22 protein-coding genes are annotated in these 26,316 nt (G+C 68.9%); 19 read left to right on the top strand and 3 right to left on the bottom strand.

All coding sequences use genetic code 11. The annotated features are described in order from the left end of the window. Nucleotides 1-236: 236 nt before the first annotated feature. Nucleotides 237-881 (top strand): RadC family protein, encoded by a 645-nt coding sequence (gene radC / locus KHU32_RS13210; protein ID WP_347265551.1) that lies wholly within the window; start codon nt 237-239, stop codon nt 879-881. A gap of 87 nt (nt 882-968) precedes the next feature. Here radC and KHU32_RS13205 read toward each other — a convergent pair whose 3' ends face one another. Beyond that, nucleotides 969-1,940 (bottom strand): LysR substrate-binding domain-containing protein, encoded by a 972-nt coding sequence (locus KHU32_RS13205; RefSeq protein ID WP_249681020.1) that lies wholly within the window; start codon nt 1,938-1,940, stop codon nt 969-971. A gap of 123 nt (nt 1,941-2,063) precedes the next feature. Here KHU32_RS13205 and KHU32_RS13200 point away from each other — a divergent pair, with 123 nt between their 5' ends. The 12 genes from KHU32_RS13200 (at nt 2,064) to KHU32_RS13145 (ending at nt 17,260) form a co-directional block, all read left to right on the top strand. After that, nucleotides 2,064-3,194 (top strand): mandelate racemase/muconate lactonizing enzyme family protein, encoded by a 1,131-nt coding sequence (locus KHU32_RS13200; RefSeq protein ID WP_213670545.1) that lies wholly within the window; start codon nt 2,064-2,066, stop codon nt 3,192-3,194. Continuing rightward, nucleotides 3,191-4,273, top strand: coding sequence for a mandelate racemase/muconate lactonizing enzyme family protein (locus KHU32_RS13195; RefSeq protein WP_213670544.1), 1,083 nt, complete (start codon nt 3,191-3,193; stop codon nt 4,271-4,273). Before KHU32_RS13200 ends, KHU32_RS13195 begins: the two co-directional genes overlap by 4 nt. 55 nt (nt 4,274-4,328) lie before the next feature. Beyond that, nucleotides 4,329-5,516 (top strand): ABC transporter substrate-binding protein, encoded by a 1,188-nt coding sequence (locus KHU32_RS13190; RefSeq protein ID WP_213670543.1) that lies wholly within the window; start codon nt 4,329-4,331, stop codon nt 5,514-5,516. A 28-nt stretch (nt 5,517-5,544) separates the two neighbouring features. Beyond that, nucleotides 5,545-6,402, top strand: coding sequence for a branched-chain amino acid ABC transporter permease (locus tag KHU32_RS13185; RefSeq protein WP_213670542.1), 858 nt, complete (start codon nt 5,545-5,547; stop codon nt 6,400-6,402). Then, entirely contained in the window at nt 6,402-8,183 is a 1,782-nt protein-coding gene (locus tag KHU32_RS13180; protein ID WP_213670541.1) for a branched-chain amino acid ABC transporter ATP-binding protein/permease, read from the top strand. Before KHU32_RS13185 ends, KHU32_RS13180 begins: the two co-directional genes overlap by 1 nt. Beyond that, entirely contained in the window at nt 8,164-8,889 is a 726-nt protein-coding gene (locus tag KHU32_RS13175; RefSeq protein WP_213670540.1) for an ABC transporter ATP-binding protein, read from the top strand. The genes KHU32_RS13180 and KHU32_RS13175 overlap by 20 nt, the downstream gene beginning before the upstream one ends. Nucleotides 8,890-9,334: 445 nt before the next feature. Further along, nucleotides 9,335-10,351: an alpha/beta hydrolase gene (locus KHU32_RS13170; RefSeq protein WP_213670539.1), complete on the top strand. Its 1,017-nt coding sequence runs from the start codon at nt 9,335-9,337 to the stop codon at nt 10,349-10,351. A gap of 71 nt (nt 10,352-10,422) precedes the next feature. Then, nucleotides 10,423-10,743 (top strand): co-chaperone GroES, encoded by a 321-nt coding sequence (locus KHU32_RS13165; protein WP_213670538.1) that lies wholly within the window; start codon nt 10,423-10,425, stop codon nt 10,741-10,743. Between the two features lie 33 nt (nt 10,744-10,776). Then, the gene (groL, locus tag KHU32_RS13160) at nt 10,777-12,408 is read left to right on the top strand and encodes a chaperonin GroEL (protein ID WP_213670537.1); all 1,632 of its coding nucleotides are present in this window, start codon (nt 10,777-10,779) and stop codon (nt 12,406-12,408) included. 221 nt (nt 12,409-12,629) lie between these two features. Further along, entirely contained in the window at nt 12,630-14,024 is a 1,395-nt protein-coding gene (locus tag KHU32_RS13155; RefSeq protein ID WP_213670536.1) for an amidohydrolase family protein, read from the top strand. A 14-nt stretch (nt 14,025-14,038) separates the two neighbouring features. Further along, nucleotides 14,039-15,619, top strand: a complete 1,581-nt coding sequence (locus KHU32_RS13150) for an ABC transporter substrate-binding protein (RefSeq protein ID WP_249681018.1) — start codon at nt 14,039-14,041, stop codon at nt 15,617-15,619. A gap of 66 nt (nt 15,620-15,685) precedes the next feature. Next, nucleotides 15,686-17,260, top strand: a complete 1,575-nt coding sequence (locus tag KHU32_RS13145; RefSeq protein ID WP_213670534.1) for an ABC transporter substrate-binding protein — start codon at nt 15,686-15,688, stop codon at nt 17,258-17,260. Nucleotides 17,261-17,321: 61 nt separating this feature from the next. On the opposite strand, the gene KHU32_RS13140 is transcribed toward KHU32_RS13145, so the two are convergent. Continuing rightward, entirely contained in the window at nt 17,322-18,221 is a 900-nt protein-coding gene (locus tag KHU32_RS13140) for a LysR family transcriptional regulator (protein WP_213670533.1), read from the bottom strand. Nucleotides 18,222-18,322: 101 nt separating this feature from the next. On the opposite strand from KHU32_RS13140, the gene KHU32_RS13135 reads away from it, so the two are divergent. Then, a complete protein-coding gene (locus KHU32_RS13135; protein WP_213670532.1) occupies nt 18,323-19,714 on the top strand; it encodes an amidohydrolase family protein in 1,392 nt (463 codons plus the stop codon). A gap of 4 nt (nt 19,715-19,718) precedes the next feature. Here KHU32_RS13135 and KHU32_RS13130 read toward each other — a convergent pair whose 3' ends face one another. Beyond that, nucleotides 19,719-20,357, bottom strand: coding sequence for a GntR family transcriptional regulator (locus tag KHU32_RS13130; RefSeq protein WP_213670531.1), 639 nt, complete (start codon nt 20,355-20,357; stop codon nt 19,719-19,721). Nucleotides 20,358-20,497: 140 nt separating this feature from the next. Here KHU32_RS13130 and bioB point away from each other — a divergent pair, with 140 nt between their 5' ends. From bioB to kdpB, 5 genes are all read left to right on the top strand, one after another. Next, the gene (bioB, locus tag KHU32_RS13125; RefSeq protein WP_213670530.1) at nt 20,498-21,478 is read left to right on the top strand and encodes a biotin synthase BioB; all 981 of its coding nucleotides are present in this window, start codon (nt 20,498-20,500) and stop codon (nt 21,476-21,478) included. Between the two features lie 75 nt (nt 21,479-21,553). Next, nucleotides 21,554-22,219: an aspartate/glutamate racemase family protein gene (locus KHU32_RS13120; protein ID WP_213670529.1), complete on the top strand. Its 666-nt coding sequence runs from the start codon at nt 21,554-21,556 to the stop codon at nt 22,217-22,219. A gap of 269 nt (nt 22,220-22,488) precedes the next feature. Beyond that, entirely contained in the window at nt 22,489-22,578 is a 90-nt protein-coding gene (gene kdpF, locus KHU32_RS13115) for a K(+)-transporting ATPase subunit F (protein ID WP_213670528.1), read from the top strand. 1 nt (nt 22,579) lies between these two features. Then, nucleotides 22,580-24,274, top strand: coding sequence for a potassium-transporting ATPase subunit KdpA (gene kdpA / locus KHU32_RS13110; RefSeq protein WP_213670527.1), 1,695 nt, complete (start codon nt 22,580-22,582; stop codon nt 24,272-24,274). A 5-nt stretch (nt 24,275-24,279) separates the two neighbouring features. Continuing rightward, complete coding sequence (gene kdpB, locus KHU32_RS13105) at nt 24,280-26,316, top strand: potassium-transporting ATPase subunit KdpB (RefSeq protein ID WP_213670526.1); 2,037 nt, start codon at nt 24,280-24,282, stop codon at nt 26,314-26,316.

Raw genomic sequence — 26,316 nt, 5'->3', positions numbered from 1 at the left:
TAACCTTCCCGGAATAAGAAGCGTGGGGAGGGCTCGTGGACCGTCCAGCGAAGCGCCGGAGATCATCCGAGGAGGGGGCATCCCGTTACGGCGCCCAGGGTTTCGGCGAAAGCACTGGTCTCTTCCCGGGCATGCATCAGGGCGACCTCGTCAGCCTTCTCTCGGAGGGAGGCAAAGCGCCGCCGCGGAAAGGAAAGCCTTTCAAATCCACGGGCCCGGAAGGCCATCGCGACAGGATGCGCGAGAAGGTATTGGCGCGCGGTACCGATATCCTGGCCGATTACGAGTTGCTGGAGATGCTGCTCTTCCTCAGCGCCAGGAACGGCGACACCAAGCCCATCGCGAAGGAGCTCATCAACCGGTTCGGCAGCTTCCCGAAGGTGCTGGCGGCGCCTGAGCATGAACTGCTCAAGGTACCGAAGGTCGGGCCGCATGCCGTCTCGACGCTGAAGCTGGTGCGGGCGGCGGCGCTACGGATGATGAAGGCCGAGGTCGCTGAAACCGGAAGCATCCTGAACAGCTGGACGGCGTTGCTCGACTACCTCCACGTCGCCCTGGCGAATGAGGGCGTCGAGCAGTTCCGCGTGCTTTTCCTCGATTCAAAGAACCGGCTGATCGCGGACGAGGCGCAGGCGCGAGGCACGGTGAACCACACGCCGGTCTATCCCCGCGAGGTCGTGAAGCGGGCGCTGGAGCTGCACTCCACGGCGCTGATCCTCGTGCACAATCACCCGTCGGGCGACCCGACGCCCAGCCGCGCGGACATCGAGATGACGCAGCAGATCAGGCAGGCCGCGTCAGCGCTGGATATCGTGGTGCATGACCACCTTATCATGGGCCACGGCCGGCATGTCAGCTTCCGGCGCGAGGGGCTGCTCTAGGTTCCAAATACCGGTGGTGGGCTCTGATTCAGAGTCGCCTTTCGGAAGGCGGCACTACGCATTTGAAGCAGCTTAAGCATGGCACCCTCACCGCAAGCCGCCCTTTTCGCTCAACTGAAGACCTGCGGCCAAGGAAGGAAGGGTGGTCTCGCTCTCGCCACGGGGCGACATGAAGGCTTCCGCCGCGCGCCGCAGATGGGCCAGGAACAGAAGCGTGAGACGGGAAGGGGGCGCGTCGCCGACCATCACCGCCAGGACGCCGATCGGCATGCTCGGTGTCAGCCGCAGCGCCACCACGCCACGGCCTTCGCCATCCGACAGGGCAAAGGGATCGATGATCGCCACGCCGAGGCCCGCCCTTACCATGGCGCAAGCGACGGAGGACTGGTTCACCTCCAGGGCAATCCGGCGTGGCCGTCCCGTGGCGCGATGGTGCTGCTTCACGAGATGACCCAGCGGCAGGTTGTCGTCGAAGGAAATCAATGGCCATGGGTCGATCTCCTCGAGGCTGACCTGCCCGCGCTCCGCCAGCGGATGATCCGGGCGGACCACGCAGATCAGTTCGCTGCGGCACAGCTCCATGCGTCGGAGGTCACGAGTCTCGATCGGCGTCAGCACGAGGCCCAGATTCACCCGCTCGCGCGTGACGGCGTCCAGCACGCCGAGATTGTCCATCGCCTGGACGGAGACACGCACGCGCGGGCGTAGCTCGCGGAAGCGCACCATGGCCGCCGGCACCAGGCTGTCGGCCAGAGCGGGCGTCGAGGCGAGATGCACGGTGCCGACCCCGGTATGCCGCATGTCCTCGACCAGGCGATTGACCCGGCCCACCCCGTCGAAAAGGCGGTCGAGCTCGGCCAATAGCAGGCGCATCTCGGCGGTCGGACGCAGCCGCCCCTGGAAGCGCAGGAACAGGGGGAAGCCCGTGATCGAGGATGCTTCGCGCAGCGTCATGCTGACCGCCGGCTGGGAGATGCCGAGAAGGGCCGCGGCCTGGGTGACCGAGCCTTCCCGGCAAACCGCGCGCACGATCTCCAACTGTCGAAACGTCAGGTCCATAAGTTCAGTTTATATAAAATTAAGAACATAGTGATTGAACTTATTTTATGGGCGGGCACCCTTACGGCAGGGAAACGTCACAACGAAGAGCCGGTCGCCGCACATGCCGCTGCACAACGCCGTATGACCATCACCGCGGTCGAGACCCGCGTCCTGGCCGTGCCCTTCGACATGGGCGGCCCGCATCCCACCTTCGCCGGCCAGGCCTGGGACCTGATGGAGATGCTGCTCGTCAGGCTGGAGACCGATGACGGGCGCGTCGGCTGGGGCGAGGCCTTCGGCCACGCCGCGATCCCCGCCACCCGCGCCGCCATCGACACGGTGCTGGCACCGCTCGTCCTGGGGCGCGACGAGGGCGACATCGCCAATCTGACGCGGCAGGTCCTGCACAGCACCCATCTGCTGGGGCGGAACGGCTCCTTCGTCTATGGCTTCTCCGGCATCGAGATCGCCTTGTGGGATCTGCTCGGCAAGCGGGCCGGGCAGCCCATCTGGCAGCTTCTCGGCGGCAGCCGCCGGGAGAGCCTGGACGCCTATGCCAGCCTGCTCAGCTATGGCGGCGACCTCGATCTGGTCCGGAAAAACACCGCCGCCGCCTGTGCCGCCGGCTATCGCCACATCAAGCTGCATGAGCTGACGCGCGAGGCGGTGCTCGTCGCGCAGGGCCCACCGGGCGCGGAACAGGCCCGGATCATGCTCGACGTGAACTGCGCCTGGTCGCCGCCCGTGGCGCGCGAGATGGCCGCCTCCCTCGCGGGGGATGGGCTCTTCTGGCTCGAGGAGCCGGTCTGGCCGCCGGAGGATGCCCATGGCCTCGCCAGCCTGCGCCGCCACGGCATCCCGCTTTCGGCCGGCGAGAACACGGCAGGGCTGTTCGGCTTCAAGACGCTCATCGAGGCCGGCGCCATCGACATTGCCCAGCCCAGCGTGACCAAGGTCGGCGGCATCGGCGAGATGCTGCGCGTGATCGACCTATGCGAGGCCCATGGCGTCGAGGTCGCGCCGCACAGCCCCTATTTCGGGCCGGGACTGGTCGCCACGCTCCACATCGCCGCCGCCCGGATCGAGCGCCCGCTGGTCGAGGTCCTCTGGCTGGAGATGGAGGCGAACCCCTTCGATCCCTGGACGCGGGCTGAGAACGGCCGGATGCGCATCCCCCAGGGGCCGGGCCTTGGCGCGGAGCCGGATCCGGCGTTGCTCGAACGATATACGAAGGACGCGCCGACGCGCCTGACGCTGGGAGCGGCTCCATGAAGGTCGTCTCCGTCGAAACCACGCCGCTGCGCCTGCCGATCGACCCGCCGCTGGGCAGCGCGCTCGGCGCCATCCACGAGCTGGGCTGCATCCTGGTCAGCCTCCGCACCGAGGACGGCATCGTCGGCGAGAACCTGGTCTTCACGTTGAACGGGCGCCGTCTGCGGCTGCTGCGCCAGATGGTGGATGAGCTCGCCGATCTCATCGTCGGCCAGGATGCCGGGCTGATCGGCGGCTTCTGGCAGCGCGCCTGGAAGGACATCAACTTCTTCGGCCACAAGGGCCTCACCGTGATGGGCATCTCGGCCATCGACGGCGCCCTGTGGGATGCGCTGGGCAAGGCGGCCGGGCTGCCGCTCTACCGCATGCTGGGTGGCGTCCGCAGCCGCGTGCCCGCCTATCACAGCGGGGGGCTCTGGCTTTCGCTCTCGGTCGAGGAGCTCGCGGCCCAGGCGCAGGACTTCATCGCCCAGGGCTTCCGGGCGATGAAGATGCGCCTCGGCAAGCCTGACCCGCGGGAGGATGCCGCCCGCGTCCGCGCGCTGCGCGAAGCGGTCGGTCCCGACATCGTGCTGATGGCGGATGCCAACCAGGGCATGACGGAAACGGACGCCATCCGCTTCGGCCGCATGATCGAGGATTGCGGGCTCGCCTGGTTCGAGGAGCCGCTGCCCGCCTGGGACGTGGAGGGGCTCGCGCGGGTCGCCGCCGCGCTCGATACCCCGATCGCCAGCGGCGAGACCGAATACACCCGCTACGGCTTCCGCCGGATGATCGAGCTGCGCTCGGCCGACGTGCTGATGCCCGACCTGCAGCGGGCCGGCGGCCTGAGCGAGTTCATGCGCATCGGCCGCCTGGCCGAGAGTCACGACCTGCCCGTCTCGAGCCACCTCTTCCCGGAGATGAGCATCCAGGCGCTCGGTGCGCTCTCGAACGCGATCTACCTCGAATACATGCCGTGGTTCTCGCAACTCTATCGCGAAACGATGGCTTTCGAGAATGGCGAGGCCCTGGTCCCGGAAAGGCCGGGATGGGGCTTCACCTTCGATCGGGACCGGATCGCCCATCTCAGCCTCTGACGATCTGCATCAACCCGGCATCCAGACCGGGGAAACAACGAGAAAGGGAAGAAACATGAACATCACCCGTCGAAACATCGCCCTCGGTGGCGCTGGCGCTGTCGCAGCGGCCACGGGGCTGGCCCGCCCCGCGCTGGCGCAGAACGAGGCGATCCGCATCGGCTGGCTCGCCGCCATGACCGGGCCGAGCTCGGCGCCCGCGATCGGCTTCAACCGCGGCGTCGTCTTCGCGGCCGAGGCGATCAACGCGGAGGGCGGTGTGCGGGGGCGGCGCATCGAGATCGTCACCCGCGACACGCAGGGCGACCCGACCAAGGCGGTGAACGCCACGCAGGAGATGATCAGCCAGGCGCGCGTCCACGCCATCTGGGGGCCGACCAACTCGGGCGAATCCCTGGCGGTCACCGCCATCATGGCCCGCGCCGGCATGCCGAACATCCATCCCTGCGTGGTGGACAGCCTGATCGACGTGCGCCGCTATCCCAACGCCTTCCGCATGGCGCCGTCCAACACGCAGTGGGACGATGCGGTGCGCGGCTACTGCCTGGACCGGGTCAACGCCCGCAAGGTGGCGGTGATCGGCGACACTACCGGCTACGGCGTGGCGGCGACCAATGCCTCGGCCCAGGGCTTCCAGCGCGCCGGCGCCGAGGTCGTCTACAAGGCGAATATCGACGCCACGCAGCCGGACATGACGCCGGACATGCTGCGCGCCCGCAATGCCGGCGCGCAGGCCATCGTGGTCTGGAGCGTCTCGACCGGCATGATCGCGCGCATGCTCAACACCCGTGCCAGCATGGGTTGGGATGTGCCCTTCGTCGGCCATCCCTCGCTCTCCTCGGGCGAGGTCGGCACGCTGATCGAGCGGCCGGCCAACTGGGAGAAGGTCTATGCCGTCGGCTATCGCAGCTGCAGCCGCGATGCCTCCGACGCCCTGCCGCCGCGCACGACCGAGCTGCTCGGCCGGCTGCGCGGCAAGGTCGACCTGCGCGACACGCTGCTGTGGTGGGTGGCGAACGGCATCGATGCGGTGGATCTGGTGGCCAAGGCCGTCGAGGCCACGGGCAGCAGCGACAAGGCTGCCATCATCCGGCACTGGAACACGCTGACCAAGTATCCGGGCTATTTCGGCGAGTACACATTCAGCGCGACCGAACATAACGGCTACCCGACCGAGGATGTGGTGATGTCCGCCGCTAATTCCGCGCGCGACGGCGCCTTCGCGCTCGCCCCCGGCTACTGAACCGACGAGCGGCACGAGAGGAAAAAGGATGCTCGCCTCGATACTGGCCTCGGGTCTGGCGGTAGGCGCGATCTATGCGTTGATCGGCATCACCTACAACACGATGTTCGCCACCTCCCGCGTCATGAGCTTCACGGCGGGGCAGCTGGGCATGCTGGGTGGCGTGCTCGGCTCCCTCTTCACGCTGAAGCTGGGACTGCCCTGGCCGGTGGCGCTGCTCCTGGTCCTCGCCGGCTGCGGCGTCATCGGGGTCATCACCGAGATCGTCGCGGTCCGGCCCGTGCTGAAGAGCCTCGACCAGCACCTCTACGTGCTGACGACGCTCGCGGCCGCGCTGCTGATCCAGCAGTTCACCGCCATCCAATGGGGCACGGAGCCGCAGCCTTTCCCGCGGCTATTGGGTCTCGGCAGCGGCATATGGGACGAGAAGTACTGGCTGCCGGTGGTCGTCTGCGCGGCCACCATCGTCGGGCTCGAATATCTCTATCGCCGCACCCTGGTGGGCCGGGCCTTCGTGGCCATCGCTGAGGATAACTTCGCGGCGCGCGCCCTCGGCCTGCCGGAGCGGGACCTGCGCATGGCCAGCTACGCGCTGGCCGGCGCCATCGGCGGCCTGGCGGGCTTCGCCGGCGGGCAGCTCCTGCTCGCCTTCTTCGCCAATGGACCGCTGCTGAACTTCTACGGCTTCATTCCCGTGGCGCTCGGCGGGCTCGGCAACAACCGGGGCGCGGTCATCGGCGGCATCGCGCTCGGCCTCTTCCAGCAGGCGGCGAACTTCCTGGTGGGCGGCATCTTCTCCTCCGTCGCGGTCTTCACCCTGTTCATCATCGTGCTGCTGGCGGCGCCGCAAGGCCTGTTCGGTTCCACCGCGTCGCGGAGGGTGTGATGGCCGCCACTGATACTCAGGGGGCAGCTGCGTCCTCCTTCGGGCGGGTGTTGCCGTTCCTCGTCATCCTGGCCCTCGCGGCCGCGGTGCCGCTGACGGGCAATGAATACTGGGGCCTCATCGTCACCCGCATCGCGGTCTACTGGATCCTGATCGCAGGGCTGAACCTCATCGTCGGCTATGCTGGGCAGCTCGCCATCGGCTACGTCGCGCTGTTCACGCTCGGTGCCTACACCACCAGTGTGCTGGCGGCGGGCAATGCCACGCCGCCGGTGCCGGCCTTCGCCGCGCTGGCCATCGCCGGGGTGGTGGGCGCGGTGTTCGGCGTGGTGGTCGGCCTGCCGGCGCTGCGCCTGCGCACCTTCTACTTCGCCATCACCACGCTGGGCTTCGCCACCATCGTCACGCAGATCGCGCTGGCCTGGCAGGATGTGACGGGCGGCGGCATGGGGGTGACCGGCCCGATGCTGCCGGCGCCCTTCGATACGGAATGGGGGCTGCTCTATTTCTGCCTGGGCTTCGCCGCCCTGGCGACCTGGATCACGGCCAATATCGCCAGGAGCCGCTTCGGCCGCGCGCTCGTTGCCGTGCGCGATGCCGATGTGGCGGCGGAGGCGACCGGCATCTCCAAGCCCCGCCTGCTCGTGATGGTCTTCATCCTGGCGGGCGCCCTGGCCGCGATGGCCGGCGGCCTCTTCGCCGCGCTGCAGACCTACATCACGCCCGAGGCCTTCAACTTCGAGCTGTCGCTGCTGTTCTTCATCGCCGTGCTGATCGGCGGGCGCGGCTCCATCCTCGGCCCGCTGATCGGCACCATCATCCTGACGGTGCTGCCGGAGATCGCGGCGCCGCTCGCGGCTTGGTCCACCTTCCTCTACGCGGCGCTGCTGCTGCTCATCGTGCTGGCCATTCCGGGCGGCATCGCCTCGCTGCTGGATTTCCGGAACCGCAAGCCGCTGGCGGCGGGCCGTACCATCGCCCCGCAGGTCGATCTGGTGCGGCGCCTGGGCGACCAGGCGCATCCGCCGACCACGCTGTCGCTGCGCGGGATCGTGCTGTCCTTCGGCGGGGTGCGCGCCATCAATGGCCTCGACCTCGATGTCCGCTCAGGGGAGATCCATGGGCTGATCGGCCCCAATGGCAGCGGCAAGACGACGACGCTCAACGTCATCTCCGGCTACTACCGGCCGGAGCAGGGCACCATGGCGCTCGACGGCGCGCCGCTGCCCGCGGGCGTTTCCACCGACCGCGCCTCGCGGGGCATCGCCCGCACCTTCCAGACGCCGCGCCTGATCGGCGAGGCGAGCGTGCTGGAGAACGTCATGATCGGCGGGACGGCGCATTGCCATTCCACCTTCGCGGAGGCGCTGTTCCGCCTGCCGCGGCATTGCGCCGAGGAGCGCGAACTGGCCGAGCGCGCGCAGCTGGCCCTGCGTGCCGTGGGCCTCGTCGGCCTGGCGGAGGTGCGGGCCGACCGGCTGCAGCACAGCGAGCTCCGTTTCATGGAGATCGCCCGCGCCCTCATGCAGCGGCCGGCCTTCCTGCTGCTAGACGAACCGGCCGCGGGCCTTTCCGCGGAGGAGATCCGGCACCTCGCCACCCTCGTCCGGGCGATCCGCGAAGGCGGCACGGGCGTCCTGCTCGTGGAGCACCATGCCGATCTCATCTTCGACATCTGCGAGCACGTCACGGTGCTGAATCTGGGCGCCATCCTCGCCGCCGGAACGCCGGGCGAGGTGCGCGCGCACAAGGAGGTGGTCAGTGCCTATCTCGGCGCCTGAGGCTTTGCTCGACGTCCGCGGCCTGGAAGCGGGCTATGGCAAGATCGCCGTCCTGCATGGCGTGACTCTGACGATCAACCCGGGCGAGGTCGTCGCCCTGCTGGGGCCGAACGGCGCCGGCAAGACCACGCTGCTGCGCTCCCTCTCCGGGCTTCTCGGCATCACGGGCGGCGAGGCCCGTTTTGCCGACAAGGACCTGCGCGGCATCTCGCCCCGCGAGGCGGCGCGGGAAGGGCTGGTGCATGTCGTCGAGGGGCACCGGATCTTCACGCAGATCTCGGTGCACGACAATTTGCTGCTCGCCGGCTACGACCTGCCGCGCGGCGAGCGTGCCGCGCGCGTGGATGAAGCGCTGGCCTTCTTCCCCGAGATCGCGGCCAAGCGTCAGGATCGCGGCGGGGCGCTGAGCGGCGGCCAGCAGCAGATGCTCGCCGTCGCGCAGGGGCTGGTGCGGCGGCCGCGCCTGCTGATGCTGGACGAGCCTTCCGCCGGGCTTTCACCCGTGCTGGTGGACCGCGTGCTGGAAGTGGTCGCGAGCCTGCGGCGGAAGGGCACGGCCATCCTTCTGGTGGAGCAGCTGGTGGAGAAATCCCTGGCCGTTTCCGACCGCGTCTACGCCATGGTGCAGGGGAAGATCGCGCTGGAAGCACAGGCGCAGGAGCCCGACCTGCATGCGCGGCTGGAGCGGACGTATTTCGGAAATTGAGGGAGTTTGCTGAAGGCTGAGCCTATCCTCCGTTGGCCGAGGCAGAAGCCTGTCCTGGGCCAGCGGGTCATAAATACATAAATTTTCGTTCAATATGAAAAACACGTTGATGGTCGGTGCAAGGCATGCCTATCGTGTCCGCATGTGGCCGACCCCGTTCACCGCCCCGCGCTGCGCAAGCAGCGCCTTCGACTGTACCGGCGCCCGCCTGGGCCGCTGTCGGGCCGGCAACTAGCCGGCGCCGAGCCGGACAGCCCTTGGATGCGTCGGCGGCAGGCATGACACGCGTTATGCCCCGCCAGGCACCGCTCCATCGGCCTGACCGGCGGGCTGCCTTCCAGATCTGACACGCGAAGCCCGAGCCCGGAACACCACCGGCGCTCGAGCCGGTCGCGCGCCGTCACGTCCATCCGCATCCCTTTTTCCGCACCAAGGAATACAGCGAATGAAACGCTTCCTGCTTGCGCTCGGGCTCATGGTCTCTCCAGCGCTGGCTGCCGAGCCGCCCCGGATCGTCGCCGAGGATCTGCGCATCCCCTCCGACACCCCCGGCATCGAGCTCTTCCTCCGCAACAAGCGGCCGGCGACCCTGACGAGCTTCCGGCCCGAGCGGACGGTGCTCTACATCCACGGCTCCACCCAGCCTTCCGAGACCGTCTTCGACCTCCCGATCGAAGGGGAATCCTGGGCCGATCGCATCGCCGCGCGGGGCTTCGACGTCTGGCTCGTCGACGTGCGCGGCTATGGCCGCTCCACGCGCCCGGCCTCCTTCCGCGAGCCGGCGGCCAATGGCGCGCCCTTCGGCACCACGGCCGAGGCCGTGCGGGATCTCGGCACGGCGGTCGATTTCATCCGCAGCCGCCGCGGCATCGAAAGGCTCAGCCTGATCGGCTGGTCCTGGGGCACGATCATCACCGGCGCCTATGCCGGGGAAAATCCCGGCCGGGTCGCCAGCCTGGTGCTGATCGGTCCGCCCTGGACGGAGCAGGGCACCCCGGCCGCCTCGCCGGCGGCCCCCGTCGGCGTCTGGCAGGAATGGACCGCCGAGATCGGGCTGCGCCGCCTGCAGCAGGGCGTTCCCGCCGGCGAGGCCGAGCGCATCTTCCCCGCCGCCACCCGTGCCGCCTGGGAGGCCGCGCTGCTGGAAAGCATTCCAGAGGCCGCGGCCAGCAACCCGCCGCGCTTCCGCTCGCCCGCCGGCGTGCTGGCCGACGGCCCCGCCTATTGGCGCGCGGGCCGTGATTTCCACGATCCGGCGCGCATTACCGCGCCCACGCTGATCATCCTCGGCGAATGGGATGGCCTCGCGCCGCTGCGCCAGGCGCAGGCGCTGTTCAGCCGGCTGCGCAACGCGCCGGTGCGCCGCCTCGTGGAGCTGCCCCGCGCCAGCCACTTCGTCCTGGTCGAGACCGGCCGCGATGCCCTCCATCGTGAGGTGCAGAGCTTCCTCGAGCAGGACTGACCCCGCCTTTCGGCCTCCATGCCGACAGACCATCCCGGCCCCGGGCCGGGAGATTTCCAGGAGAGACTGACATGTCGAAGTTCCGCCCCCTGCATGACCGCGTGCTGCTGCGCCGCCTGACCCCGGAGGAGAAGACCGCCGGCGGCATCATCATTCCCGACACGGCGCAGGAGAAGCCGAGCGAGGCCGAGGTGATCGCCGTCGGCCCCGGCACGGTGGACGATCAGGGCCGCGTGACGGCGCTGAACGTGAAGCCGGGCGACCGCGTGCTCTTCGGCAAGTGGTCCGGCACCGAGGTGAAGATCGAGGGGCAGGACCTGCTCATCGTGAAGGAAGCCGACATCCTGGGCGTGATCGAGGGCGCCGCCGCGCCGTCGAAGCAGGCCGCCTGATCCACACGACACTGACATCCTGAGGAGCGGAAAATGGCTGCAAAAGACGTGCGATTTGGGGATGAGGGACGCAAGCGCCTGCTGCGCGGCGTCGATATCCTGGCCGATGCGGTGAAGGTGACGCTGGGCCCGAAGGGCCGCAACGTGCTCATCGACAAGAGCTTCGGTGCCCCGCGCATCACCAAGGACGGCGTGTCCGTCGCCAAGGAGATCGAGCTTTCGGACAAGTTCGAGAACCTCGGCGCGCAGCTGCTGCGCGAGGTGGCGAGCAAGACAAACGACAAGGCCGGCGACGGCACCACCACGGCGACGGTCCTGGCCCAGGCCATCGTCCGCGAAGGGGCGAAGGCCGTCGCGGCCGGCGTCAATCCGCTCGATCTCAAGCGGGGCATCGACAAGGCCGTCGCCGCCGTCGTCGATGAGCTGCAGAAGCGGACGAAGAAGATCACGACCCCGGCCGAGACCGCGCAGGTCGGCACCATCTCGGCCAATGGCGAGGCCGAGATCGGCCAGTTCATCTCCGAGGCGGTGCAGCGCGTCGGCAATGAGGGCGTGATCACCGTCGAGGAGGCCAAGGGCGTCGCGACGGAGCTCGACATCGTCGAGGGCCTGCAATTCGACCGCGGCTATGTCTCGCCCTATTTCGTGACGAATGCCGAGCGGCTGACGGTGGAGTTCGAGAACCCCTACATCCTTATCCACGAGAAGAAGCTCTCCACGCTGCAGCCCCTGCTGCCGCTGCTGGAGGAGGCCGTGAAGTCCGGCCGGCCGCTGCTCATTATCGCGGAGGACATCGAGGGCGAGGCGCTGGCGACGCTCGTGGTCAACAAGCTGCGCGGCGGCCTGAAGATCGCGGCCGTGAAGGCGCCGGGCTTCGGCGATCGACGCAAGGCCATCCTGGAGGACATCGCCATCCTAACGGCCGGCACCGTGGTGAGCGAGGATCTGGGCATCAAGCTCGAGAACGTGAAGCTGAGCGAGCTCGGGCAGGCCAAGCGCGTCCTCATCGAGCGCGAGAACACGACCATCGTCGAGGGGCAGGGTGCGAAGGCGGAGATCGAGGAGCGCGTCTCCCAGATCAAGGCGCAGATCGAGGAGACGACCTCGGACTACGACCGTGAGAAGCTGCAGGAGCGGCTGGCGAAGCTGGCCGGCGGCGTGGCCGTCATCCGCGTCGGCGGCTCGACCGAGGTGGAGGTGAAGGAGCGCAAGGATCGCGTGGACGACGCCCTGCACGCGACCCGCGCGGCCGTCGAGGAGGGCATCGTGCCGGGCGGCGGCGTTGCGCTGACACGCGCCTCGCTGGTGCTGGCCGATCTGCCGACGGAGAACGCGGATCAGCGCCACGGTATCGAGATCGTGCGCAAGGCCATCCAGGCGCCGCTGCGGCAGATCGCCGAGAATGCGGGCGAGGATGGTGCCGTGATCGCCGGAAAGGTGCTCGACCGGGACGAGTACAATTGGGGCTTCGACGCGCAGAAGGGTGCTTTCGTGGACCTCGTGGCCGCCGGCATCATCGATCCGACCAAGGTCGTGCGCACGGCCTTGCAGGATGCGGCCTCGGTCGCGGGCCTTCTGGTGACGACTGAGGCGCTGATCGCCGACCGGCCGGAAAAGCCGCCTGGCGGTGCGGGAGGCTCTCCGGCCGAGGGAGGCGATTTCTAAGGGCTGATTCCAGTCGGATCTCCACCGCGGCCTGGCACTGGTCAGGCCGCGGGCTCATTCCCCCGCCTATGCATAGCTTTTTGCTATGACCCTCCCTCAACTTCGTATTGGACGAATGGCCGCCCACGGCACAGTGAAAGGGCAGGGGCGGCGACCCGATGCACTGAAACCGATGGGCTGCCGCCCGCGAAACGGCCTGGATCAAGAGGACGGCGGCAGCGATGAATCTCCTTATCACCGACGCAGTGGTGCTGACCTGCGATGACGAACGGCGCGTCATTGAGCATGGGGCCATCGCCATCACGGGCAACCGCATCACGGCGGTCGGCTCTACGGATGAGCTTGAGCGCGCCTATCCGGACCTGGAGCGCTTCTCCGCCCGCGGCCTTGCTGTGCTGCCGGGCTTCATCAACGCTCATACCCACACCGCCCTGACCGTCCTGCGCGGGACCGTCGAGGATTGGGACGGCAATGCCGTCTACGGCTACATGTCGCCCGTCTCCTACGAGATGTCGCCCGAGGAACGGACGATCATGGTGCAGCTGGGCTGCCTCGAGGCCATCCGCGCCGGCTGCGCGACGCTCGTCGATCCCTTCCGCCACGTGCCGACCTATGTGGACGCCATGGCCGCGACGGGCCTGCGGCTCTGGGTCTCCGAGAACTGTGCGGACATCAACACGCTGAAGATCCGCCAGGGCGACTACTCGGTCGACCGCGCCTTCGGCCAGGTCTTCCTGGACCGCACGATCGAGGGGATCGAGGCCTATCACGGCACGCATAACGACCGGCTGCGCATCCAGATCGCGGCCCATGCGCCGGACAACTGCTCGCCCTGGATGCTCGACCAGCTGATGCAGCTGGCCCGCAAGCACGACCTGACGCGGACGGTGCACCTCGCGCAGAGCATCGAGGAGATCCATGCGGTCAAGGCGGCCTACGGCCTGACGCCGGCCGAATACCTGGACCGCGAGGGCTTCCTGGGGCCGGATCTGGTCGGCGCGCATTGGACCTATTGCACCGCCTCCGACGTCGAGCTGCTGGCCTCGCGGGGGACGCAGATGGTGCATTGCCCGGCGAATTCCTCGCGCCGTGGCCCGCATACGACGCCCATCGGCCTGATCCGCGATGCCGGCATCAACGTCGCCATCGGCACGGACAACATGACCGAGGACATGTTCCATGCGCTGAAGATCGGCCTGATCCTGCACCGCGGCGGCCGCGGCCGGGACAAGGAGGGCGGCGTCAATCCGCAGCCGCAGGCGCTGCTGGACGGCGTGACCCGCAATGCCGCGCAGTCCGTGGGCGCCTCGGCCGAGATCGGGACGATCGAGGTCGGCAAGAAGGCCGACCTGACCATCATCGACCTCAACGTGCCCGCGATGCGGCCGGTCATCCGGCTCGTCTCGAACATCGTCCATTACGGGCATCCGGGCATCGTCCATTCGGTGATGACCGACGGCAACTTCCTGATGCGCGACCGCAAGGTGCTCTGCCTCGACGAGGCGATGCTGCTGAAGGAATCGCAGAAGGTCACCGAGCGCGTCTGGAAGCGGATGATGGCCAAGAACGCCGATATCCCGCCGCCGCCGGGCGGCATCACCTGGCTGGATGTCTGAGGCGGATGGCCAGGATGCCGCGCTCCGCGATCCGTCTCGCCGTCGTGCTCTCGGCGGGCCTCTGGGCCCTGCCGGCCGCCGCCCAGGGCGACAATGTCACCATCGCGGTCGGCGGCGCCTTCACGTCGCTCGATCCGCATTTTCATAACCTGACGCCCAATAGCGCGCTGACCCAGCATCTCTTCGACCGGCTGGTGAATCCCGACCCGGATCTGCGTCCGGAGGCCGCGCTGGCGACCTCCTGGACGGCGGTGGAGCCGAATGTCTGGGAATTCCGCCTGCGCGACGATGCCCGCTTCCATGACGGCACGCCGTTCACGGCCGATGACGTGGCCTTCACCCTCGCCAGGGTCTCGGCACTGCGGAGCGGGCCGGGCGGCTATGCCATCTACACCCGCCCCGTGCAGGAGGTGGTGGTGGTCAATCCGCAGACGGTGCGGCTGGTCACGGCCGCGCCGGCGCCGCTCATTCCGGCCTTCATGGCCGCGCTGCCGATGATCGGCCGGCGCCATGGGGAAGGGGCCGCGACCTCCGACTACAATAGCGGCCAGGCCGCGATCGGCACGGGGCCCTATCGCCTCGTCTCCTACACGGCGGGGGATCGCGCGGTCTTCCAGCGCAATGAGCAGTGGTGGGGCGGCGCGCAGCCGTGGAACCGCGTCACCGTCCGCCTCATCGCCAATGACAGCGCGCGGATCGCGGCGCTGAAGGCCGGCGACGCCGACCTGATCGACCAGGTGCCCACGCGGGACGCCCGCAGCCTCGCCGCCGAGCCGCGGCTGGTAGTGTTCAGCAAGGCTGGCGTGCGGAACATCTACCTGCATCTCGACCTGCTGCGGGAAGAGACGCCCTTCGTCACCGATGCCCGCGGCAACCGCCTCGCCAGCAACCCGCTGCGCGATCCCCGGGTGCGGCAGGCGCTTTCCATGGCGATCAACCGCGCCGGGATCGTCGCGCAGGTGATGGATGGCTACGCCTCGCCCTCTGGCCAGTTCCTGCCGCAGGGCGCGATGGGTAGCGATCCGGGCCTGACGCCGGATGCCTATGACATGGCTGCCGCCCGGCGGTTGCTGGCCGAGGCAGGCTATCCCGAAGGCTTCTCCGTCACGCTTCACGGGCCGAACGACCGCTATGTGAACGATGCGCAGATCCTGCAGGCCGTCGCGCAGATGTGGACGCGCATCGGGGTGCGGACGCGGGTGGAGGCACTGCCCTCCAGCACCTACTTTACCCGCTCGGCCCGCGACGAGTTCAGCATCGGCCTCCTCGGCTGGGGGACGGGCACCGGCGAGGCCGACAGTCCGCTCTCCTCGCTGGTCGCGACGCGCGATGCCGCCCGCGGCCGTGGGGCGTCCAACCGCTCCGGCTACAGCAATGCGGCCGTGGACCAGCTGCTGGACCGGGCGCTGTCGACCCTGGATGCCGCGGCGCGGGAGGATCTCTACCGCCAGGCCACCCGGATCGCGATCGGTGATCGTGCCATCCTGCCGCTGCACCATCAGGTCAATCTGTGGGCCGCGCGATCGGGCCTGGTCTACGAGGGTCGCAGCGACGAGCGGACAATGGCGATGTCCCTGCGGCGCGGCGCCCGCTGACGGAGTGCCGTGCTTGCCGGGGGTGCCGATAACGCCCCCGGCCAAATGAAGAGAAGGGAACGGAAAATGATCGCAAGACGTGACATCGTTCTCGGCGCCCTGGCGGGCCCGGCGCTGCTATCCGCACGATCGCAGGCGCAGGGGAGGCGGGTGATCCGCGCCGTGCCGATCGGGGATCTGCGCATCCTCGATCCGATCTGGACCACGGCCTACATCACCCGCAACCACGGTTACCTCGTCTGGGACACGCTCTTCGCCCTGGACGAGCAAGGCGTGCCCCGCCCCCAGATGGTGGATAGCTTCGAGGTCAGCCCCGACCGGCTGACCTGGAACTTCACCCTCCGCCCCGGGATGCTCTGGCATGATGGCGGGCCGGTACGCGCCGCCGACTGCGTTGCCTCCATTCGCCGCTGGGGCGCGCGCGACGGGATGGGCCAGGCGCTGATGTCCGTCACGCACTCGCTGGAGGCCCTGGACGAGCGGAGCTTCCGCCTCGTACTCAGCCGCCCCGTGGCCTTCGTTCTCGAGGCCCTGGGCAAGATCGACAGCAACGTCCCCTTCATGATGCCCGAGCGCCTGGCGCAGACGTCGCCCAATACGGCGATCCGCGAGATGATCGGCTCCGGCCCCTTCCGCTTCCTGGCCGATGAATGGATGCCGGGCGCGAAGGTCGTCTACGAGCGCTTCGATCGATATGTGCCCCGCGCGGAGCCCGCCAGCGGCGCGGCCGGCGGCAAGGTCGCCAAGGTCGACCGGGTGGAGATGTCCTACACGCCCGACGCCGCGACGGCCGCGAGCGGGCTGGTGACGGGCGAGTTCGATATCGTTGAATCCCCGGCACCGGATCTCCTGGGCATGCTGCGCCGGGCGCGCGGCGTGAAGGTGGGCGCCAACGATCCTCTCGGCTACGGCCTCTTCGCGGTGCTGAACCACCTGCATCCGCCCTTCGACAAGGTCGAGGCGCGGCGTGCCCTGATGATGGCGATCCGCCAGGCGGATTTCATGCAGGCCACGGTGGGCGATGAGAGCCCCTGGCGGGAATGCGCCGCCGTCTTCGGCTGTGCGGCCCAGGAGGACGCGCGGCGGGAGGAGCTCGGCTGGCCGCCCTACGACCTGGCGCGCGCCCGCGCCCTCTTCGCGGCCTCGGGCTATGACGGACGGCCGGTCCTGGTCATGGATCCGGCGGACCTCGCCACCCTCCATCCCAGCGCGCTTCTTCTGGCGGAGGCGCTTCGGAACATCGGCGCGAACGTCAACCTGCTGGCGATGGATTGGAGCGCGCTCGTCGCGCGTCGTTCCTCCCGCGCGCCGGTCGATCAGGGCGGCTGGAACCTCTACGCCACCAACGCGACCATGACCGGCATCGCGACGCCGCTGACCAACAACTTCGTGCGCAACTGCGAGCAGGCGAGCTTCGGCTGGCCCTGCGACCGGCAGATCAGCGCCATGTCCGAGGCCTGGACCTTCGAAACCGACGAAGCCCGCCGGCGATCGCTGATGACCGAGCTGAACCGCCTGCACATCCGGAATGTGACGACCATTCCGCTCGGCCAGTACCGCAGCGCGATCGCCTATCGCGAAGGGCTGCGCGGGCTGATCCCCGCGCCCGCCGTCTTCTACTGGAACGTCGAGAAGGCGTGACGCGCGCGTGCTGATCGGCGCCGCCTGCGGGAACTTGCCCAGTGCCTCCCACGGGGCCAGCCTAGGGCGTGGCGTTCAGCAAGGGCCGGAGGTCCTCGGCCAGCCATTTGAGGAGCGTCTCCCGCGCCGCGCTGGGGGCGGCGCCGGGGTTCCACAGGGCATAGATGGCATAGTCGGCCTCCGGCTCGAGCGGACGGATGACGACATCGGACCGATTGGTCATGGCCGCGGTCGTCAGCGGGCCCGCGATGGCGATGAGCCCGAAGGTCCGCACCGCGTCGTAGCAGAAGAGCGGCGATCCGATCGTCAGCTTCGTCTTCGGGCGGATGTTATGGCGATTGAACAGCTCCATCGCCAGCGCGCCGAGGGGATCGCGGTCGGAGGCCAGGAGGCAGGGGTGGTGCGCATAATCTTCCAGCGCCACGACCTCCCGCGCCGCGAGGGGATGGGCCGCCGGCAGCACGGCCATCAGCCGCGATCGCCCGAAGACCCGGGAGGCGAGGCTGGAGGGCGGTTCCTGCCCTGTCGCGATGCCGAGATCCGCCCCGCGGCCCAGCAGCGTGTTCACCTGCTCGGCCTGGCCCTTGGTATCGAGCTCCAGCTCGAGCTCCGGGTATTTCCGCAGCAGGCGGCCCATCACGCGCGGCAGCGTGGTCGCGAGCATGTGCACGCAGACCACCGCCATGCGTTCGCCGCCGCCGCGGGCCAGGCGTCGCGCCATGGCACTGGTCTGGTCGACGCGGAGGAAGATCTGGTCGACGTCCTGGATGAGGACCTCGGCCTCGCGGGTGGGCCGGATGCGGCCATCGGCGCGCTCGAACAGCGCATAGCCGATCTGCTCCTCGAGGTGCCGCAGCATGCGGCTGGCCGAGGGTTGCGAGACGCCCAGGCGCGTGGCGCCGCCGGTGATGCTGCCGGACCAGTAGATCTCACGAAACAGGGCCAGGGCGCGGAGATTCAAGGATTTGGCCCTCTGCGGCTCGATGACGCTCTGAAGCTGTTTACCGACAAAAACGAACGCGTCCACGACCGAGGCGCGAAAATCGAGGAGTGCCGGCGACCATGGCCATTCTGATCCGCAATGCGACCGTCGTGACGGGCGATGCCGAGGACACCATCCATTACGGCGCCGCGCTGGCGATCGTCGGCAACCGCATCGCGGCCATCGGGCCGGATGCGGAGATGGCGGCGCGCTTCCAGAAGGCGGAGATGATCGACGCCGCAGGGCGGGCGATCTTCCCTGGCTTCGCCAATATCCACACCCATTTGGTGATGACCCTGGCGCGCGGCGTCTTCGAGGACCTTTCCCCGCCCCACGAGCCGCCCTTCTGCGGCGGGCTCTCGCCGATCCCGCTGCCCTCTCTCTCGCCGGCCGAGCAGGCGGTCATGTGCCGGCTGGGTGCGCTGGAGGCGATCCGCTCGGGCACCACGGCCCTGCTCGAGGACGCGATCAATATCGAGAATTATGCGGGGGACATGGTGGAGACGGGGCTGCGCCTGGTCCTGGCGGAACGTGCCTGGGACCGTGTCGGAGCGTCGATCGGCGATCCCTCGGAGTTCCGGCGCGATGCGGCGCTGGGCCAGGCGGGGCTCGGGCGTATCGAGCGCCTGCATGCGCGCTGGAACGGGGCGGGCGAGGGACGCGTTCGGGTAGGGGTCTCCGCCTGGGCGCCGGACATGTGCTCGGTCGAACTGCTGCGCGAGTTGCGCGCGCTGCAGGCGCGGCTGGAGACCATCGGCACGATCCACCTGAACCAGATCTGGGGCGAGGTCGCGGCGGTGCAGGCGCATCACAACATGCTGCCGAGCGAGTTCCTGGAGAGCATCGACTTCCTCAACGACCGGCTGATCGCCGCGCATTGCCGCTGCATGACCGCCGAGGAAGAGGGCATCTTGGGCCGCCATCGCGTCAACATCGCCTTCAACTCGGCCATCGCGGCGCGGCGTGGCCTCAGCCCCCGCATCTGCGAACTCGTCGAGGCCGGCTGCAATGTCGGCATGGGCAGCGACAACATGGCCGAGGACATGGTGGAGGTTACGCGGACCGGCCTCTTCATGGAGCGCGTCCGCCGCCGCGACGGGCGCAACCCGACGCCGGAGGAGGCGCTGCGCTGGGCGACGGTGAACGGCTATCGCGCCATGGGCGTGCCCAAGGGCGGTTGGCTGGCCGAGGGCAACCTGGCGGATTTCATCATGATCCGGGTCGACCGGCCGCATCTGGCGCCCTTCCTGCGGGCCGTCGCGGCCTTCGTGCATCAGGGGCAGGCGAGCGACGTCCATGACGTGATGGTCGACGGCCGCTGGATCATGCGGGACGGCAAGGTGCTGACCCTCGACGAAGCGCGCGTGATCCGCGAGGCGGAGGAGGTGGCGGACCGCGCCTGGGCCCGCCTCTTCGCCGAGAATCCGCAAATCGAGCGGCCGCTGGGCCTGCGGCCGCTCGGCATGGGCTGACGCCTCAGGCGGGTCTCTCCGAAGGCCCTTCACCCGCCGGGCGTTCCAGCCCGCGGATATGGGCGTCGAGAAGGGCCACGGCCCTGCCGGTGTCGCGTCGGCGAAGGGCACTCACGATCAGGCGATGGGCCTGGCCGGAGCCCGGCTGCCAGCCCGCGGAGCGCGTGGCCGAGAAGATGATGCGCGAATTCGCGAGCTGCAGGTCGTCCAGCATGGCGAGCAGCCGGGGCATCCGGCAGGGGGTGACGAGCGCCCGGTGGAAGGCCCGGTTCGCCTGCTCCCAGGCCACCATGGTCCTGGCCTGATCGCCGGCCGACAAAGCCTGTTCGACCTTCTCGAAGGCAGCGGCGTTCATCCGGGGCGCGGCGAGCCGGAGCGCCAGTGTCTCCAGCGAAGCCCGGATCTCGATGACCTCCTGGATCGAGCCGGGGTCCAGCGGCGCGACGCGCATGCCGCGCCGGGCCTCGCTGACCACCAGCCCCTGGGCGCGGAGGAGCTGGAAGGCTTCGCGGGCCGGCACGTGGCTGGCCTCGAACTCCTCCGCGATCCGGTCCTGGCGGAGCGGCGCGCCGGGGGCGAGCTCGCCCGCGACAATTCTTTCCCCGATCACGCGGGCAATGCGCTCAGCGACGGTTTCGGCCATGCCACTCTCGATAGATTATCTATGATAATTCAATTTGATCGACATTCATCCAGACCGTAGCCTGAACCTCTCAAGCATAATCATAGATTATCTATAATTAAAGCCATCTCGATTGCGTGGCTTGGTTCAGGAGTGTGCCGATGTTGGAAAGCGAAATGAGCCTGAAGGATGGTCTCAGCGCCCCTCGCTGGACGCTGAGCTCGGCCCGGGCGCTCTATGAGCTTCCGTTCAACGACCTGCTGTTCCAGGCCCAGACCGCCCATCGGGCGAATTTCGATCCCAATCGCGTCCAGCTCAGCAAGCTGCTGAACATCAAGACCGGCGGATGCCCGGAGGATTGCGGCTATTGCAGCCAATCCGCCCATCACGCCTCCGGCCTGAAGGCCTCCAAGCTCATGGAGCCGGAAGCGGTGATGGCCGAGGCGAGGAAGGCCATGGAGGCCGGCGCGACACGCTACTGCATGGGTGCCGCCTGGCGCAGCCCCAAGCCGCGCGACGAAGCGGCCATCGTCGCCATGGTGGAGGGGGTGAAGGCGCTCGGCCTGGAGACCTGCATGACGCTGGGCATGCTGTCGCCCGGGCAGGCGCGGCGCTTCGCCGAGGCGGGCCTCGACTACTACAACCACAACCTCGACACCTCGGAGCGCTTCTACCCTGAGGTCGTGACCACGCGCAGCTTCGACGACCGGCTGGAGACGCTGGCCCATGTGCGCGAGGCAGGAATCAAGGTCTGCAGCGGCGGCATCCTGGGCCTGGGCGAGACGGCCGACGACCGGATCGACATGCTGGTGACGCTGGCCAACCTGCCGGAGCCGCCGGAAAGCGTGCCGATCAACATGCTGATCCCGATGCCGGGCTCCCGGATGGCGGAGGCCAGCTCGGTCGACCCGATCGCCTTCGTGCGCATCGTGGCCCTTGCCCGGCTTCTGATGCCTTCCTCCCATGTGCGGCTCACCGCCGGGCGGACGGCGATGAGCGACGAGATGCAGGCCCTCTGCTTCTTCGCGGGCGCCAACTCGATCTTCATCGGCGACACCCTGCTGACGGCCGCCAATCCCGGCGCCGATCGCGACACGCGCCTGCTGGACCGGCTGGGGCTGACGGCGGAGACCCTTGCCTGAAGGGCTTCCGGTCTCTTCACCACCGGGCGAAGTCGGGCGACAAGACCCTGCTTTCGAAATGCAGGAGATGAAGTGATGCGGCCGAGAATCGCCTTCGTTCACACCGTCGGATTTCTGGTCGAGGAATTCCGGCGCTTGATGAAGGAGCAGCTGCCGGAGGCCGACAGCTTTCATGTCCTCAACGAAAGCCTGCTGCAGGATCTGCTGCGCGGGCAGCCGCAGGCGCTCGTCTACCGGCGCATCACCGCGCAGATCGTCCTGGCTGCGGAGGCCGCGCCCGATCTGATCGTGGTCACCTGTTCCTCCACTTCGCCGGCGGTGGATATCGCGCGGCGCCTGGTGTCCCAGCCCATCCTGAAGATCGACGACCCGATGGCGGCGGAGGCGGTGCGCCTCGGCGGGCGCGTCGGTCTCCTCTGCACGGCCGAGAGCACGGTGACGCCCAGCAGCGCCCTGCTGCGGGCGCATGCCCAGGAGCAGCAGCGGGCGATCGAGATCACCCCGGTCATCCGGCCGGATGCCTATGCCGCCCTGATGAGCGGCGACCGGGCGCAGCATGACAGCCTGATGCGCCAGGCCGCCGCCGATCTGGCGAAGGAGGTCGATGTCGTCGTCCTGGCCCAGGCTTCGCTGGCGCATCTGCGCGACGGGCTGGCCGCCGACCTTCCTTGCCCCGTCCTGGCGAGCCCCAAGTTGCTGATGGGCGAGCTGGCCCGGCGTGCGGCGGCCCTTTCCGCCTGAGTTGACCAGCGAGCGGCCCCGGCACGACCTGCCGGTCGACTGAGGAGGGCGGTCCGGAGCGGATTTCCGGATCGCCGCCCGCCGCTTCTTTACGCCGCGCTTACGCCGCGGCCCCTTCCTTCACATCGAAACGCTACGCGCCGTGGCGGCATGGTCCGGGGCCCAATCCCAAGAGGGACAGCCATGCTCGACATCCTGCTTCTTCTGGGCGGACTCGGCCTTTTCGCCGTGCTCGCCCTCTACGTTCATGCCTGCGGGCGCGTGTGACCATGACGCTCGAACTCTGGCTCGGCGCCGCCGTCGCGCTCGGCCTGCTGGCCTATCTCCTCTGGGCCCTCCTGCGGCCGGAAAGCCTCTGACATGACCCTCAATGGCTGGGCGCAGATCGCGCTCGTGCTGGGCATCGCCGTGCTCGCGGCGGTGCCCGTCGGCCGATGGCTCGCCGCCATCGCACAAGGACGCCTCGGCTTTCTCGCGCGCTTCGACCGGGGGGTGCTGCGCGCCGCCGGCATCGACGGGGCGGGCCAGGGCTGGCAGCGCTACCTGCTGGCCATGCTGGCCTTCAACGCGGCCGGCCTCGTGCTGCTCTACCTGATCCTGCGCCTGCAGGGGGTGCTGCCGCTGAACCCGCAGGGCTTCGACGGCGTCCCGCCCTTCCTCGCCTTCAACACCGCCGTCTCCTTCGTGACCAACACGAACTGGCAGGCCTATTCCGGTGAGGTGGCGATGTCGCATTTCAGCCAGATGGCCGGCCTCGCGGTGCAGAATTTCCTGTCCGCGGCGACGGGCATCGCCCTGGCCTTCGCGGTGATGCGCGCCTTCGCGCAGGGCAGTCTGCGCGAGCTCGGGAACTTCTGGGCGGATGCGACGCGCGTCACGCTCTATGTGCTGCTGCCGGGCGCGGTCCTCGCCGGCTTCGCCTTCATCGCGATGGGCGTGCCGCAGACGCTGGACGCCGGTGTCACCGCCGCCACGCTGGGCGGTGGGGAGCAGACGATCCCGCTGGGACCCGTGGGCCTCCAGCTGGCCATCAAGCACCTCGGCACCAATGGCGGCGGCTTCTTCGGCGTGAATTCGCTGCATCCCTTCGAGGGGCCTTCCGCCCTCGCCACGGCCTTGCAGATCATCCTCCAGATCCTGATCCCCTTCGGGCTCTGCCTGACCTTCGGGCGCGTCGTCGGCGACAGGCGGCAGGGCCAGGCGCTGCTCGCCGTCATGGTGGGCTTCGTCCTCGTCGCCACGCTCGGCATCTATGCGGCCGAGGCCGGCGGCAACCCGCTCCACCTCGCGGCAGGGGTGGCGCCGGAGCTCGGCAACATGGAGGGCAAGGACGTCCGCTTCGGCCAGGCCTTGGCGGCGCTCTTCACCGCCACCACCACGGGCGCTTCCTGCGGCGCGGTGAACGCGATGCTGGACAGCTTCACGCCGCTGGGCGGGATGATCCCGCTCTTCCTCATCCAGCTCGGCGAGGTCGTGCCGGGCGGCGTGGGCTCGGGCCTCTACGGCATGCTGGTCTTCGCGCTGCTGTCCGTCTTCGTCGCCGGGCTGATGGTGGGCCGCACGCCCGAATACCTCGGCAAGAAGGTGCAGGCGCGGGAGATCAAGCTCGCCATGCTCGCCGTGCTGGTGCTGCCGGCGGTGATCCTGGGCTTCGCCGCCGTCGCGCTGAACATCGGCACGGGCATCTCGTCGCTGGCGGCGGCGGGCCCGCACGGGCTGACCGAGATGCTCTATGCCTATACCTCGGCGGCGGGCAACAACGGCTCGGCCTTCGGCGGTCTGACGGCGGACACGCCCTGGCTGAACGTCACCCTCGGCATCGCCATGATGCTCGGCCGCTTCGCCTATGTGATCCCGGTGCTGGCGATCGCCGGCAGCATCGCCGCCAAGCCGCGCACGCCTGAGGGGCCGGGCACGCTGCCCACCCATGGGCCGCTCTTCGCCGGCCTTCTCGCCGGCGTGATCCTGATCCTCGGCGGGCTGCAATACCTGCCCGCGCTCGCCCTCGGCCCCATCGCGGAGCACTTCTCCATGCTCGCCGGCACGACCTTCTGAAAGCCATGACGATGACAAGCACCCCGGCGCTGCTCGACGGCGCCATCCTCCGGCAGGCCGCCTTCGAGGCGGTGAGGAAGCTCAACCCGCGGCAGCTCGTCCGTAATCCGGTGATCTTCGTGACGGAGGTGGTCTCCATCCTCGTCACGCTGCTCGCCTTCCGCGATGCCCTGTCCGGAAATCCCTGGAGCTTCCAGGCCGGCGTCGCGGCCTGGCTCTGGCTCACCGTCCTCTTCGCGACCTTCGCCGAGGCGGTGGCCGAGGGGCGCGGCAAGGCCCGTGCCGCCTCGCTCCGCGCCTCGCGCGGCGAGACGATGGCGCGCTGGGTTCCGAACCCCGACGATCCCGCCATCAGCGCGCCCCGCAGCGCCTCCGAGCTGCGCCGCGGCGACCACGTGATCGTCGAGGCGGGCGAGATCATCCCCTCGGATGGCGAGGTGGTGCAGGGCATCGCCAGCGTGAACGAGAGCGCGGTGACCGGTGAGAGCGCGCCCGTCATCCGCGAGGCCGGCGGCGACCGCAGCGCTGTCACCGGTGGCACGCTGGTGGTGAGCGACCGCATCCTGGTCCGCATCACCTCCGAGCCCGGCAGCACCTTCTTGGATCGCATGATCGCGATGGTGGAGGGGGCCTCGCGCCAGAAGACGCCGAACGAGATCGCGCTGGACATCCTGCTGGCCGGCATGACGATCGTCTTCCTGATCGCCGTGGCCACGCTGGTCGGCTTCGCGAGCTACAGCGGCTCGGCGCCTTCCGTGGTCGTGCTCTCGGCCCTGCTGGTCACGCTGATCCCGACCACGATCGGCGGCCTTCTCTCGGCCATCGGCATCGCGGGCATGGACCGGCTGGTGCGCTTTAACGTGCTGGCCACCTCCGGCCGTGCGGTGGAGGCGGCGGGCGACGTGGACGTGCTGCTGCTGGACAAGACCGGCACCATCACCTTCGGCAACCGCCAGGCCGCCGCCTTCATCACGGCCCCCGGCGTGCACCTGCAGGAGGTGGCCGAGGCCGCCGTGCTCGCCAGCCTGGCCGACGAGACGCCGGAAGGCCGCAGTATCCTCGCTTTCGCGAAGGAGAAGTACGGCATCGACGTCCCGGGCATCCGGCCGGCTGATGCCACGCCCATTCCCTTCACTGCGCAGACGCGGATCTCGGGCATGGACCTGCCGCAGGGCTCCTTCCGGAAGGGCGCGGTGGACAGTCTTTCGGCCGCGCTGAACCAGTCGGTGCCGCCGGAGCTGGCGCAGGGCATCGACCGCATCGCGCGCGCCGGCGCCACGCCGCTGGCCGTGGCGAAGGATGGTCGGATCCTCGGCGCCATCGAGCTGAAGGACATCGTGAAGCCCGGCATCCGTGAGCGCTTCGCCGAGCTTCGCCGCATGGGCATCCGCACGGTGATGGTGACGGGCGACAACCGCCTGACCGCCGCGGCCATCGCGGCCGAGGCCGGCGTCGACGACTTCCTCGCCGAGGCCAAGCCGCAGGACAAGCTGGACTATATCCGCGCCCAGCAAGGCGAGGGCCGCCTCGTCGCCATGGCCGGCGACGGCACCAACGACGCGCCGGCGCTGGCCCAGGCCGATGTGGGCCTGGCCATGCAGACCGGCACCCAGGCCGCGCGCGAGGCCGGCAACATGGTCGACCTCGACAGCGACCCCACCAAGCTCATCGAGGTGGTGGAGATCGGCAAGCAGCTGCTCATCACGCGCGGCGCGCTGACGACCTTCTCCATCGCCAACGACGTGGCCAAGTACTTTGCGATCCTGCCCGCGATCTTCGTGGCACAGTATCCGGGGCTGATGGCGCTGAACGTGATGCGGCTGACGAGCCCGCAGAGCGCCATCCTCTCCGCCGTCATCTTCAACGCGCTGATCATCGCGGGGCTGGTACCGCTGGCCCTGCGCGGCGTGGCCTATGCGCCCGTCGGCGCCGCGGCGCTGCTGCGGCGGAACCTGCTGATCTACGGGCTCGGCGGCCTCGTCGCGCCGTTCATCGGCATCAAGATCATCGACGTGCTCCTCACCTTCTTTGGAGTGGCCTGA

The sequence above is a fragment of the Roseococcus pinisoli genome (assembly GCF_018413645.1).
Classification (GTDB): domain Bacteria; phylum Pseudomonadota; class Alphaproteobacteria; order Acetobacterales; family Acetobacteraceae; genus Roseococcus; species Roseococcus pinisoli.
Note: the sequence above shows the minus strand (reverse complement) of the source record. Positions and strands in the feature narration are given on the sequence as shown.

What these genes read in the sequence shown, in the direction of transcription:
- radC (WP_347265551.1), top strand. Translation starts at nt 237, where the DNA reads ATGCGCGAGAAGGTATTGGCGCGCGGTACCGATATCCTGGCCGATTAC.
- KHU32_RS13205 (WP_249681020.1), bottom strand. Translation starts at nt 1,940, where the DNA reads ATGGACCTGACGTTTCGACAGTTGGAGATCGTGCGCGCGGTTTGCCGG.
- KHU32_RS13200 (WP_213670545.1), top strand. Translation starts at nt 2,064, where the DNA reads ATGACCATCACCGCGGTCGAGACCCGCGTCCTGGCCGTGCCCTTCGAC.
- KHU32_RS13195 (WP_213670544.1), top strand. Translation starts at nt 3,191, where the DNA reads ATGAAGGTCGTCTCCGTCGAAACCACGCCGCTGCGCCTGCCGATCGAC.
- KHU32_RS13190 (WP_213670543.1), top strand. Translation starts at nt 4,329, where the DNA reads ATGAACATCACCCGTCGAAACATCGCCCTCGGTGGCGCTGGCGCTGTC.
- KHU32_RS13185 (WP_213670542.1), top strand. Translation starts at nt 5,545, where the DNA reads ATGCTCGCCTCGATACTGGCCTCGGGTCTGGCGGTAGGCGCGATCTAT.
- KHU32_RS13180 (WP_213670541.1), top strand. Translation starts at nt 6,402, where the DNA reads ATGGCCGCCACTGATACTCAGGGGGCAGCTGCGTCCTCCTTCGGGCGG.
- KHU32_RS13170 (WP_213670539.1), top strand. Translation starts at nt 9,335, where the DNA reads ATGAAACGCTTCCTGCTTGCGCTCGGGCTCATGGTCTCTCCAGCGCTG.
- KHU32_RS13165 (WP_213670538.1), top strand. Translation starts at nt 10,423, where the DNA reads ATGTCGAAGTTCCGCCCCCTGCATGACCGCGTGCTGCTGCGCCGCCTG.
- groL (WP_213670537.1), top strand. Translation starts at nt 10,777, where the DNA reads ATGGCTGCAAAAGACGTGCGATTTGGGGATGAGGGACGCAAGCGCCTG.
- KHU32_RS13155 (WP_213670536.1), top strand. Translation starts at nt 12,630, where the DNA reads ATGAATCTCCTTATCACCGACGCAGTGGTGCTGACCTGCGATGACGAA.
- KHU32_RS13150 (WP_249681018.1), top strand. Translation starts at nt 14,039, where the DNA reads ATGCCGCGCTCCGCGATCCGTCTCGCCGTCGTGCTCTCGGCGGGCCTC.
- KHU32_RS13145 (WP_213670534.1), top strand. Translation starts at nt 15,686, where the DNA reads ATGATCGCAAGACGTGACATCGTTCTCGGCGCCCTGGCGGGCCCGGCG.
- KHU32_RS13135 (WP_213670532.1), top strand. Translation starts at nt 18,323, where the DNA reads ATGGCCATTCTGATCCGCAATGCGACCGTCGTGACGGGCGATGCCGAG.
- KHU32_RS13130 (WP_213670531.1), bottom strand. Translation starts at nt 20,357, where the DNA reads ATGGCCGAAACCGTCGCTGAGCGCATTGCCCGCGTGATCGGGGAAAGA.
- bioB (WP_213670530.1), top strand. Translation starts at nt 20,498, where the DNA reads ATGTTGGAAAGCGAAATGAGCCTGAAGGATGGTCTCAGCGCCCCTCGC.
- KHU32_RS13120 (WP_213670529.1), top strand. Translation starts at nt 21,554, where the DNA reads ATGCGGCCGAGAATCGCCTTCGTTCACACCGTCGGATTTCTGGTCGAG.
- kdpF (WP_213670528.1), top strand. Translation starts at nt 22,489, where the DNA reads ATGACGCTCGAACTCTGGCTCGGCGCCGCCGTCGCGCTCGGCCTGCTG.
- kdpA (WP_213670527.1), top strand. Translation starts at nt 22,580, where the DNA reads ATGACCCTCAATGGCTGGGCGCAGATCGCGCTCGTGCTGGGCATCGCC.
- kdpB (WP_213670526.1), top strand. Translation starts at nt 24,280, where the DNA reads ATGACGATGACAAGCACCCCGGCGCTGCTCGACGGCGCCATCCTCCGG.